7 protein-coding genes are annotated in these 12,644 nt (G+C 64.8%); 4 read left to right on the top strand and 3 right to left on the bottom strand.

Going from position 1 to position 12,644, the window contains the following annotated elements; translation table 11 throughout:
* Positions 1-23 precede the first annotated feature (23 nt).
* Positions 24-1,910 (bottom strand): MFS transporter, encoded by a 1,887-nt coding sequence (locus LRX75_RS03965; protein ID WP_231812121.1) that lies wholly within the window; start codon positions 1,908-1,910, stop codon positions 24-26.
* Between the two features lie 458 nt (positions 1,911-2,368).
* On the opposite strand from LRX75_RS03965, the gene LRX75_RS03960 reads away from it, so the two are divergent.
* Positions 2,369-3,403 (top strand): aspartate-semialdehyde dehydrogenase, encoded by a 1,035-nt coding sequence (locus LRX75_RS03960; RefSeq protein WP_113149905.1) that lies wholly within the window; start codon positions 2,369-2,371, stop codon positions 3,401-3,403.
* A 164-nt stretch (positions 3,404-3,567) separates the two neighbouring features.
* Complete coding sequence (locus tag LRX75_RS03955) at positions 3,568-4,383, top strand: lytic murein transglycosylase (protein WP_231812119.1); 816 nt, start codon at positions 3,568-3,570, stop codon at positions 4,381-4,383.
* A gap of 141 nt (positions 4,384-4,524) precedes the next feature.
* Here the strand turns inward: LRX75_RS03955 and LRX75_RS03950 are convergent, their stop codons facing one another.
* Entirely contained in the window at positions 4,525-5,166 is a 642-nt protein-coding gene (locus LRX75_RS03950; protein ID WP_231812117.1) for a carbonic anhydrase, read from the bottom strand.
* Positions 5,167-5,289: 123 nt separating this feature from the next.
* Positions 5,290-6,165, bottom strand: a complete 876-nt coding sequence (gene pdxY / locus LRX75_RS03945) for a pyridoxal kinase PdxY (protein WP_231812115.1) — start codon at positions 6,163-6,165, stop codon at positions 5,290-5,292.
* A gap of 240 nt (positions 6,166-6,405) precedes the next feature.
* On the opposite strand from pdxY, the gene LRX75_RS03940 reads away from it, so the two are divergent.
* Together LRX75_RS03940 and LRX75_RS03935 are read left to right on the top strand one after the other, a co-directional pair.
* The gene (locus LRX75_RS03940) at positions 6,406-11,229 is read left to right on the top strand and encodes an NAD-glutamate dehydrogenase (RefSeq protein WP_231812113.1); all 4,824 of its coding nucleotides are present in this window, start codon (positions 6,406-6,408) and stop codon (positions 11,227-11,229) included.
* Positions 11,229-12,626 (top strand): MFS transporter, encoded by a 1,398-nt coding sequence (locus tag LRX75_RS03935; RefSeq protein WP_231812111.1) that lies wholly within the window; start codon positions 11,229-11,231, stop codon positions 12,624-12,626. Before LRX75_RS03940 ends, LRX75_RS03935 begins: the two co-directional genes overlap by 1 nt.
* Positions 12,627-12,644 lie beyond the last annotated feature (18 nt).

Here is a 12,644-nt window from a genome sequence, read left to right as displayed (position 1 = left end):
GTTTATTCGGATCGCGATTGCGCTCAATCCATGGCGTGAATATCGCGGTCCTTGGTTTCCGGCAGGAAGAGCAGGCCGATCACCAGCGTGATGCCGGCGAAGATGATCGGATACCAGAGGCCGTAATAGATATCGCCCTTCGCCGCGCTCATCGCGAACGCCATGGCCGGAAGCAGGCCGCCGAACCAGCCATTGCCGATGTGATAGGGCAGGGACATGCCCGAATACCGGATCCGGGTCGGGAACAGTTCGACCAGCAGGGCGGCGATCGGCCCGTAGACCATGGTCACGTAGATGACGAGAACCGTCAGGATGGCGATTGTGCCGATCCAGTTGACCCGTTGCGGATCGGCGACCATCGAATAGGTGCCGCCATTCGCCACCGTATAGACCGGCATGGACGTCACGCCGGCGGCTTCCTCCGCCGTCAGCAGCTTGGCCGCCACCAGTTCGTCGGCCGTCATCGTTGCCGGCGCCGAAGCCCGCACCGTTGCCGGATCGAGCGACAGTTCCGGATTGGCGGCGACGAAGCCGTCGAGCTTGCTGTCCGGCACCTTCGCCGCCCCCCGCTGCAGCGGATAGCCCGCATCGTGAAGCGCCATGTTGATGCCCTTCTCGAACGCCGAAGCCTTGGCTTTCGCATCCGCACCGGCAGCCACCGTATCGTAGCTCGGCACCGTGGCATCGCCGATCTTGACGGCCGCAGCCTGGCCCGCGGGACCCGGGACGATGTCGTAGGGCACCGAATTGCGGGTAAGAAACGCGGTTGCCACGTCGCAGGACGTCGTGAACTTCGCCGTGCCCGTGGGGTTGAACTGGAAGGTGCAGTCTGCCGGATCGGCGGTCACCGTTGCGCGGACGGTCGCCTGCGCCTCGGCCAGTGCCGGGTTTGCCGTCCAGGTCATGGCCTTGAACAGCGGGAAATAGGTCAGCATGGCGAGCAGCAGCCCGGCCATGATGATGGGCTTGCGGCCGATCTTGTCGGAGAGCAGGCCGAAGATCACGAAGAAGCTCGTGCCGATGAGCAGCGAGATGGCGACCATGATGTTGGCCGACTGACCATCCACCTTCAGGATGTTCTGCAGGAAGAACAGCGCATAGAACTGACCGCAATACCAGACGACGGCCTGTCCCATCGTGGCGCCGAAGAGCGCGAGAATCCCTATCTTGGCATTCTTCCACGTGCCGAAGGCCTCCTTCAGCGGCGCTTTCGAGGTCTTGCCCTCCGCCTTCATCTTCTGGAAAGCCGGCGACTCGTTCATCTTCACGCGGATCCACACGGACACGCCGAGAAGCACGACCGAGACGAGGAACGGAATGCGCCAGCCCCAGGCCGCGAAAGCTTCCTTGCCGAGCGCGAACTGCACGCCCAGAATGACGAGAAGCGACAGGAACAGCCCGAGCGTCGCCGTGGTCTGGATCCAGGACGTGAAATAGCCGCGCCGGCCGTGCGGCGCATGCTCTGCCACATAGGTTGCGGCACCCCCGTATTCGCCGCCGAGCGCCAGGCCCTGCAGCATGCGCAGGATGATCAGGATGATCGGTGCGGCGATGCCGATGGTCGCGGCACCCGGCAGAATGCCGACGAGGAAGGTCGAGAGACCCATGATGAGAATGGTGACGAGGAAGGTGTATTTGCGCCCGACGAGATCGCCCAGCCGCCCGAAGACGAGGGCGCCGAACGGCCGCACGAGGAAGCCGGCGGCAAAGGCGAGCAGCGCGAAGATGTTGCGCGTCGTCTCCGGATACTGGCTGAAGAAGGTTGCCCCGATATAGACGGCGAGCGAGCCGTAGAGATAGAAATCATACCACTCGAACACGGTGCCGAGCGAGGAGGCGAAGATGACCTTGCGCTCCTCCCCGGTCATCGGTGCGGCCTTCGTCCGGCCCACGGATGTCACATTTGCCATTGCAGTCGTCCTCCCAAAATCCAGGCGTGCACCCCACCGATCCTCCTCGATCGGTTCACGGAGTACACCGATGGGCAAGAATGCCAGATCGGGACGGCGTCGGGCAGCGATCCTTTCGGATTATGACTTTCGTCTAAGGGCCGCCTGGCACGACGGCTCTGGTCGCACGAAGAACCTTGACTTTACCGGCAGAATGAATATGAGCAGCAGCGGAAAGGGAAGGGTTCATGCTTCGTCGGATGTCCATCATCGGCTGCGCAAACGGTCTTGCTTCGGCAGGAGCGCCGGAACCCCTGTCCGCACTTTTCACAAACACGGCCAAAACGACGACGAAAACCGTCTGACGTCTCTGGCCCACCGCTCTCTCCCCGGCACGGCCGGGGACGCGAAGCCCGCGCCACAGGCGATCCGGGTTTCTCCCCCAGCTTCCGCGGAGAGAAGAGAAAGAGAGCAAGACAATGGGTTTCAAGATCGCCGTAGCAGGCGCCACCGGCAATGTCGGGCGCGAAATGCTCAATATCCTTTCCGAACGCGGCTTCCCGGCCGATGAGGTCGTGGCGCTGGCCTCGGCCCGGTCGCATGGCACCGAAGTGTCGTTCGGCGACAAGACGCTGAAGGTCAAGAACCTCGAAAACTACGACTTTTCCGACACCGACATTTGCCTCATGTCGGCCGGCGGTGCGGTCTCGCTCAAGTATTCCCCGAAGATCGCCGCGCAGGGTTGCGTCGTCATCGACAACTCCTCGGCATGGCGCTACGACGCCGACGTGCCGCTGATCGTGCCGGAAGTGAACCCCGATGCGATCACCCAGTTCACCAAGCGCAACATCATCGCCAACCCGAATTGCTCCACGGCGCAGCTCGTCGTCGCGCTGAAGCCGTTGCACGATTTCGCCAAGATCAAGCGCGTCGTCGTCTCGACCTACCAGTCCGTTTCGGGCGCCGGCAAGGACGGCATGGACGAGCTCTTCAACCAGACCCGCGCCGTCTTCGTGGCCGATCCGGTCGAAAGCAAGAAGTTCACCAAGCGCATCGCCTTCAACGTCATTCCGCACATCGATAGCTTCATGGAAGACGGCTATACGAAGGAAGAATGGAAGGTTCTGGCCGAAACCAAGAAGATGCTCGATCCGAAGATCAAGGTCACCTGCACGGCCGTGCGCGTCCCGGTCTTCATCGGCCATTCGGAATCGGTCAACATCGAGTTCGAAAACGAGATCACGGCCGATCAGGCCCGCGACATTCTGCGCGAGGCGCCCGGTTGCCTGGTCATCGACAAGCATGAAAATGGCGGGTACATGACGCCTTACGAAAGCGCCGGTGAGGACGCCACCTACATTTCACGCATTCGTGAAGATGCGACGGTCGAAAACGGCCTCAACATCTGGGTTGTGTCCGATAACTTACGCAAGGGTGCCGCACTAAATGCGATCCAGATCGCCGAGCTGCTGGTCGCCCGCGGCCTGATAACGGCCAAGAAGCAGGCTGCCTGATCGGCGGCAAAGAGACGAGGGGACCCGCCGACCGGGACAGGGACGGCGGGTGCCCAAAGGTTGAAGACGGACGCTGACGGACGGATTCACGTGAAACATCAAGGCGCTGCCTCTGCCAGACGGCAAGGTTGTCGGCCATCAGAAGCAGGGCTACGGGGTTTTTTATGCTGAAGAAGACGTTCGCACTGGCAGGTCTTGCACTGGCTGCAGCTGCCGCCCTCGCACCGCAAGCGGCCTTCGCCGCCAGCTGCGGCAACACGTCTGCCGGTTTCGACGCCTGGGTTCAGGACTTCAAGCAGGAAGCCGCCGGCCGCATCAGCCCCGCCGTGCTCGACCGCGCCTTTGCCAATGTGAAGTACAACACGGCCACGATCCGCGCCGATCGCGGCCAGAAGAGCTTCAAGCTCTCGCTCAACGAATTTATGAAGAAGCGCGGCGGTGCGGCCATCGTCTCCCGCGGCAAGAAGATGAAGGCGCAGAACGCAGCCCTCTTCGCCTCCATCGAGCAGCGCTACGGCGTGCCGGCCGGCCCGCTGATCGCGATCTGGGGCATGGAAACCGGCTTCGGCAGCTTCATGGGCAAAGAGCACACGCTGTCGGCCGTTTCGACGCTCGCCTATGACTGCCGCCGCTCCGACTACTTCACCGACCAGCTTTACGCAGCCCTGACGCTCGTCCAGCGCGGCGATCTTTCGACGGATGCCCGCGGTGCGGCCCATGGCGAAATCGGCCAGACGCAATTCCTCCCGGCAAACGTCGTGAAATACGGCGTCGATGGCGATGGCAACGGCCATGTCGATATGGTTCGCTCGAAGGCCGACGCCCTGGCCTCCACGGCCAACTTCCTGCGCGGCCATGGCTGGCGGGCAGGCGGCGGCTATCAGCCGGGCCAAGGCAACTTCGGCGCCATCCAGGGCTGGAACGCGGCCAGCGTCTACCAGCAGGCGATCGCCCAGATCGCTGCCGACATCGACGGCTGATCTTTCTCGATTTCGACGACAGAAAGCCCCGGCGCGAAAGCGCTCCGGGGTTTTTTCACGTCGGCTTTTCGGCCATGACACATGAAAAAGGCTGCAACGGTCGCCCGTGCAGCCTCTCTGGAAACGATAATCCGGCGCGGATCAGGTCCCGGGCCGGGAAAAATCGCCCGACTTCGGATCCATCACCCACAGCTCACCCGTCGAAATATCGAACCAGGCGCCATGCAGCTGCAGCTTGCCGCGCTGCTCGAGGATCTGGACGCAGGGGAACGTCCGCAGGTTGACGATGGAATTGCGGATCGACACGTGCTCCATCGCGCGCTGGCGCTCCGCCGCCGTCATCATGTCGTTCCCGGCGATCTGTTCGGCCGACGGCTTCAGCATGTTCATCCACTTGCCGATGAAATCGCCGGGCGACAGAGGCTCAGCGCCGCTGTCGAGCACAGCCTTGATGCCGCCGCAGCGGCCATGGCCCATGACGACGATGTCCTTGACGCGCAGCGACTGGACCGCGAATTCCAGCGCCGCCGAGGTCGAATGATACTGACCATCGGGCTCGTAGGGCGGAACCATGTTGGCGACGTTGCGCACCACGAAGAGTTCGCCCGGTCCGCTGTCGAAGATGGTTTCCGGCGCGGCGCGGGAGTCGCAACAGGCGACGATCAGCGTCTTCGGCTGCTGTCCGGTTTCCGCCAGCGTCTTGTAGCGGGCCTGCTGCTCGGCGAACCGGCCGTTCATGAATTTCTGGTAACCGCCCAGCAGGTGCTCGGGAAATTGATACATGTGCCTGTGCCCTCTTTGCTGACCCGTGTTTAAGCGCCGATTGTCCGAAGAGGCAAGAGTGACGCGGTCCGCTCGGTTAATTTACGGCGGGCCGGGCACGACTCCGAACCGCGAATTCCCGTATCAGCGCTTGCGCGTCTGCGACGGATGCATCAGGTGGCGCATCTGCACCAGCGACATCGGCCCGGTCAGGCAATGTGCGTCCTGCTGCAGCGTCAGCTCGTCGGCACCGCGCCGCGCCGAGCGGGCCACCATCTCGAACACGCTGGCGGTGGCGAGCTGCAGCGCCTTCTCCTCGCTCTGCCCCTCCAGAAGCCGCCCCAGAAACAACGCGGCCATCAGGTCGCCCGTCCCGTTCGGCGGATTGTCGACCAGCCGGTGCTCGGCCAGCAGCGCATGATGCCCGGAAAGGTAGAGATTGCCCGTGCTGCCGTTCATCATGGCGATCGCCGACGTCACCAGCATGCGCGAGGGCCCGAGCGCCAGCGCGGCGTCCAGAATGGCCGTATTGCTGTCGAGGTCGGCATGCGAGAGCCAGGACAGCTCGAAGCGGTTCGGCGTGGCGAGCCCCGCCAGCGGCAGGAGCCTGTCCCGGATGCCCAAGGCGACCGCCTCCGGCACATAGAGATCGCCCCGGTCGCCGATCACCGGATCGCAGGCATAAAGGAGATGCGGATTGCGCGCCTTCAGCGTCTCGACCAGGCGTGCCACCGCCTCGACCTGCTGCGCATTGCCGAGATAGCCCGACAGCACGGCGCGAACCTCGCCCACCCAGGGAGACGCCGCAAGCTCGCCCAGCATCGCATCGAACGTATCCGGGTCGATCGCCATCCGCGTCGAGCGGCCGTGTCCCGGATGCCAGGGCATGATGACCGTCGGCACGGCCCAAACGGTAAAACCCAGCGTCTCCAGCGCGAAGACGGCTGCGCGGTTGCCGACGGAGCCGCGCATGACGTGGCTGGAAATGACGATGACGGTACCGGCGGCGGTCTCGGACATGCTGCAGGTCTTTCTCTCGGGGGCGCTGCCGCCAGATCGCCCGACGGTCACGCTGCTGTCAACTGCACATGGGAAGGGGAGCATGGACCATGACAGCCGAAGGCCGGTTCCGATCCGCTCGATCCGGCGCCCTGCCATGCGCGCATACCCGCTTTGGCAGAAAGAGGCGGGCTTAGCGGTCGCAATCACGAATTCTTCTGCTAGGTTCAGGGAAAAACAACGGCTGGAGGACGAAACACCATGGGCACGCGACATCATCCGAAGAAAACCCGACTGATCGGCGAGATCGAGCAGGCGGCAGAACGCCTCGGTCAGCCCTTCCTGTCGCCGGCCATTCTTTTCGGACGCGCGAGCCCCGACGATATCGCCGCCTATGATGCGGGCATGCTCGCCGCCGCCGCGGCGCACGCCTACAAGGAGGTGACCGCCCGCAAGAAGGACACGTCCCGCGTCACCGTCACCGATCTGGAAAGCGTCAAGCCCGGCGGCGCGCCGGTCTCCGTTCTCTGCGTCACCGACCGCAACATGCCCTTTCTCTACGATTCCATCATGGGCGAGGTCACGAGCCGGCATCGCGATCTCTCGCTCGCCGTCCACCCGATCCTGGTCGTATCCAAGGGCGCCGAGCCCGTGCTGTTCGACCCCGAGGAGGAGAGCGATCCGACCGAGCGCGTGAGCCACATCCAGATTCACCTCGGCCATCTCGCGCCCGAGGAGGCGACGGCGCTGGTGGGCGCGATCGAGACCGTCCTTGCGCAGGTGCATCAGGCCGTGGGCGACTGGGAGCCGATGAAGGCGCTTCTCGGCGAAGCCATGGGCGAACTGGAAGAGCAGGCGACAGGCGACCGCGATGCCGACCGCAAGGAGGCGCTCGCCTTCCTCACCTGGCTGCGCGACGACAACTTCACCTTCCTCGGCATGCGCGAATACAGCTATTCCGGCGACGGGCAGAAGGCGACGCTCGATCGCGGCACCGGGCATGGTCTCGGCATCTTGTCCGATCCGAACGTCCGCGTGCTACGCCAGGGACACGACGCTGTGGTCACCACGCCGGAAATCCTCGCCTTCCTGCAGGGTCCCGATTTCCTGATCGTCACCAAGGCGAACACCAAGGCCGTCGTCCACCGCCGCGCCTATATGGATTACATCGGCATCAAGCGCTTCGATGCCCAGGGCAACGTCATCGGCGAATTGCGCGTCGTCGGCCTCTTCACCTCGACGGCCTATACGCGCTCGGCGGCCGACATTCCGCTGCTGCGTCTGAAGGTGCGCCGTGTCATTGAGCATTTCGGCTTCGATCCGCGCGGCCACTCCGGCAAGATGCTCATCAACACGCTCGAATCCTACCCGCGCGATGACCTGTTCCAAATCGACGTCGAAGAACTGCAGGTGTTCTGCGAGCAGATCAACGAGCTTGCCGATCGCCCCCGCGTGCGCGTCCTGCCGCGCATCGACCGCTTCGATCGCTTCGTCTCGATCATCGTCTACGTGCCGCGCGAACAATATGATTCCCGCGTGCGCGAGCGCATCGGCGACGTTTTCAAGGATGTCTACGAGGGCCGGGTCTCGGCCTACTATCCGGCCTTTCCGGCCGGCGGGCTCGCCCGCGTCCATTTCATCATCGGCCGTTCCGGCGGCACGACACCGCGGGTCGCTCAGAGCACGCTGGAAGATGCCGTCCGCGAGATCGTCACGCGCTGGTCCGACCGTTTCCATCTGCTCGCCCGCCGCGACGGCCTCTCGCTCACCGTGAACGAAGGCTATCAGGCGGCCTTCACCCCCGCCGAAGCCTATGCCGACCTGCCCGACATCGCCGCCGCGCAAACGGACGACCCGATCCGCATCGCCTTCTATGAGCGCCACCGGCTGCAGGGCACGCCCTCGGAGACGGCCGGGGAGGACACCGCGAACGCCGATCGTCTCGAGCTGAAGATCTTCCACGCCGATCGCGCCGTCTCGCTCTCCCAGCGCGTGCCGCTGCTGGAAAATCTCGGCTTCCGCGTCATCAGCGAGCAGACCCACGACCTCTCCGTGTCCGATGCGAAGGGCGAGCGGCTGGTGGTTCTCCACGACATGGAGCTGATCCACCGCGACGGAAAGACGCTCGACGTCTCGTCCATGGGCCCATTGCTGGAGGAGGCCTTCCTCTCCGCCTGGACGGGCAAGATCGAGGACGACGCCTTCAACCGGCTGATCCTGCTGGCCGGGCTCAACGCGCGCGACGTCACGGTGCTGCGGGCCTATGCCCGCTACCTCCGTCAGGCCGGCATCCCCTATTCCCAAGGCCTGATCGCCGAGACGCTGAACAAATATCCCGCGATCTCTGCCGATATCTTCCGCCTCTTCATCGCGCGGATGGACCCGCAGACCGGGGAGAAGGAGCGGACGCGCGACGCCTCCAGGCTGCAGACCGGCCTCGAAGAGGCGCTGAACGCCGTTCCGAGCCTCGACGAAGACCGTATTCTGCGACGCATGATGAACGCCGTGCTCTCGACACTGCGCACCAATTACTTCCAGCGCGACGAAGCCGGCGAACCGCGCGTCATGCTGGCCTTCAAATTCGATCCCAAGCTGCTCGACGGCCTGCCGGAGCCGCGGCCCTTCCGGGAGATCTTCGTCTATGGCGTCGAGGTGGAGGGCGTGCATCTGCGCTTCGGCAAGGTCGCCCGCGGCGGCCTGCGGTGGTCGGATCGCGCCCAGGATTATCGCACCGAAGTGCTGGGTCTGGTCAAGGCGCAGCAGGTCAAGAACGCCGTCATCGTGCCCGTCGGCGCAAAGGGTGGCTTCTTCCCGAAGCTGCTGCCGGCAGGCGGGACGCGCGACGAGATCTTCCGCGTGGGGACCGAGGCCTACAAGACCTATATCCGCACCATGCTGTCGATCACCGACAACATCGTCGATCAGGAGATCGTGCCGCCGAACGACACGCTGCGGCTCGACGGTGACGATCCCTATTTCGTGGTCGCCGCCGACAAGGGCACGGCCACCTTCTCCGACACCGCCAACGGCCTCGCGCAGGACGCCGGCTTCTGGCTGGACGACGCCTTCGCCTCCGGCGGCTCCGCCGGCTACGACCACAAGAAGATGGGCATTACGGCGCGCGGCGCCTGGGAAACGGTCAAGCGCCACTTCCGCGAGATGAACATCGATATCCAGACGGCGCCGTTCAGCGTCGTCGGCGTCGGCGACATGTCCGGCGACGTCTTCGGCAACGGCATGCTGCTGTCGCGCCAGATCCGCCTCATCGGCGCCTTCGATCATCGCGACATCATCATCGATCCCGACCCCGACATCGCCGCATCCTTTGCCGAGCGCGAGCGGCTGTTCGCGCTGCCCCGCTCCAGCTGGCAGGACTACGACCGCGCCGCGCTGTCGAAGGGCGGCATGATCATTTCGCGGACGGAAAAATCCGTGAAGCTGACCCCGGAAGCGGCGGCCGCCATCGGGCTCGAAAAGACACAGGCGACGCCCTTCGAGATCATGACGGCCATCCTCAAGGCGCGCGTCGATCTGCTCTGGTTCGGCGGCATCGGCACCTATGTCCGCGGCCCGAGCGAGAACGACGCCGATGTCGGCGACCGCGCGAACGATCCGATCCGCATCGCCGCGGAGGAGGTCGGCGCACGGGTCATCGGAGAGGGCGCCAATCTCGGCGTCACGCAGCGCGGCCGCATCGCCTTCGGCCTTGCCGGCGGCCGCTGCAACTCTGACGCCATCGACAATTCGGCCGGTGTCAATTCCTCCGACGTCGAGGTCAACATCAAGATCGCGCTGGCCTCCGCCATGCGCGACGGCCGCCTGACGCGCGCCAAGCGCAATACGCTGCTCGCCTCGATGACCAACGAGGTGGCGTCTCTCGTGCTCCACAACAACTATCAGCAGTCGCTCGCCATCTCGCTGACGGAGATGCAAGGCGCTGCCAACCGCACATCGCTCGCCCGGCTGATGACGCGGCTGGAGGCAGAAGGACTGCTGAATCGCAAGGTCGAGGTCCTGCCGAACGACAGTGCGCTCAGCGAGCGCTACCAGTCCGGCAAGGCCCTGACCCGGGCCGAGATCGGCGTGCTGCTCTCTTACGCCAAGATCGTGCTCTTCGACGAGATCGTCGACAGCGATCTGCCGGACGATCCCTATTTCCACGAAACGCTGATCGGCTACTTCCCGGGCAAGATGCAGAAGGCGCATCAGGGCGACATCGAGACCCATCGCCTGCGGCGCGAGATCATCGCCACGCTGCTCTGCAACGATGTGATCAACCGCGGCGGCCCGGCCTTTGTCTCCACCATGATCGACCAGACCGGCTTCCTGCCGGCCGATGTGGTGAAGGCGGCCGTGCTGACCCGCGACGGCTACGACCTGCCGCGCCTCTACGACGCCATCGACGCGCTCGACAACACGGTGCCCGGCACGGTGCAGAACGAGCTCTACCAGGATGTCGGCCGCATCTTCGCGATCGTCACCGAGCGCACGCTGCGAACCCGGGCGAGCACCGGGCCTCTCGGTCAGGCGATCGACACGCTGCGCAAGGCGCTGGAGAAACTGACGACGGCCGCTCATGGCGCGGTGCCGGAAGAGGCGGTGACGGAGATCGAGGCACGCACGGCGGCCCTGATCGAAAAGGGTGTTCCGGAAGCATTGGCACAGGATATCGCCCGCCTGTTCCTCATCACCCTCGTGCCGGAAATCATGCAGATCTCCTCGGTGGCGGGCACGTCGCTCGCCCGAACCGCACAGAGCTATTTCGCCGTCACGCAGAGCCTCAAGGTCGGCCGGCTGCTGGCAGCGGCCGAGCGTATCATCACCACGGATCCTTACGAGGCCATGGCGCTTGCCCGCAGCACCAGCGATATCGCCGATGCCCGCCGTGCCATCACCATTGCCGCGCTCACCCAGCGCAAGGGCGAGAAGGAACCGGTGCTCGCCTGGCAGGAAGGCGATGCCGACCGCTTCAACCGCGTGGTGACGCAGCTGGCGCAGATGACGGAGAAGGGCGAAACGACGCTTGCCAAGATCACCGTGGCGGCAGGCCTGCTGAGCGATCTCGCCGAAGACAGGGCCCGGTGATGGCGGAGACGGGGGCGGGGGCGCACGGGGACAGGGTCGGCCGCGCGGGTCTCTGGGGCTGGATGCTGTTCGATCTGGCGGCCCAGCCCTTCTTCACCGTCGTCATCACCTTCATCTTCGGCCCCTATTTCGTCTCCCGCCTGACGGACGATCCGGCAGCGGGCCAGGCGATGTGGGGCTATACGCTCACCGTTTCCGGTATCGTCATCGCGGTCATGTCCCCGATCCTCGGATCGCTGGCAGACGCCACAGGCGCACGAAAGCCGTGGATCGCCGGCTTTGCGGTGGTCAAGATCGCAGCCCTCTCGGCGCTCTGGTTGGCGGTACCGGGCTCTCCGCTCGTCCTGCCCTTCGTCTGCATCGTGCTGGCATCGATCGCGGCCGAGTCTTCGATCGTCTTCAACGACAGCATGATGCCGCGCCTGGTGCCGCCGGAGGACACCGGCCGGATCTCCAACATCGCCTGGGGCATCGGCTATCTCGGCGGCATGATCGTGCTCATGACGGTGGTGGCGCTTCTGGCCGGCAGTCCCGAGACGGGCCTGACGGCGCTCGGCATCGCGCCCCTCTTCGGCCTCGACCCGGCGACCGGTGCCGATGCCCGCATCACTGGGCCGCTGGCCGCCGCCTGGTACGCGCTCTTTATCCTGCCGATGTTCCTGTTCACGCCGGACGCGCCGAAAGCGACGACGGCACCGCGCGCCGCGATCGCTGAGGGCCTTGCCGACCTGAAGAGCGCGATCCTCGGCCTGCGCCAGTGGCGCGGCATCCTCAAATTCCTGATCGCCCGGATGATTTTCCAGGATGGCGTCAACGGGCTCTTGGCGCTGGGCGGAACGTTTGCGGCCGGCATGTTCGCCTGGCGGACGCTCGAACTCGGCCTGTTCGGCATCATCCTCAACGTGGTGGCGATCGGCGGTTGCCTGGTCGCGAGCCGGCTCGACACAGCCCTGGGCTCAAAGACCATCGTCAGTCTCAGTCTGCTGAGCCTGACCGTCGCCACGATCGGCATCGTCTCGACAGGGCCGGGCTTTACGCTGTTCGGCCTCGTGCAGCTCTCGACCGCCGACAGCGGCGGCCTGTTCGGGACAGCGGCGGAAAAGGCCTATATCCTCTTCGGCCTGCTGGTCGGCATCGCCTTCGGGCCGGTGCAGGCCTCCGCCCGCTCCTATCTCGCCCGCAGCGTCGCACCGGAGGAGGCCGGCCGATATTTCGGCCTCTATGCCCTGTCGGGCCGCGCAACCTCGTTCCTCGCACCCGCCAGCGTCGCGACCCTGACGCTTGCCACCGGTTCCGCACGGATCGGCATGATGGCGCTGATCGCGTTCCTCGTCACCGGGCTTCTGATCCTGCTGGCGACGCCCTATCCGGCCGACAAGGGCGACCGGACAGGGTAGAGGTTTTTGGGCCGCTCC

This window comes from Rhizobium quercicola (assembly GCF_021168455.1).
GTDB classification, from domain to species: Bacteria; Pseudomonadota; Alphaproteobacteria; order Rhizobiales; family Rhizobiaceae; genus Ferranicluibacter; species Ferranicluibacter quercicola.
Note: the sequence above shows the minus strand (reverse complement) of the source record. Positions and strands in the feature narration are given on the sequence as shown.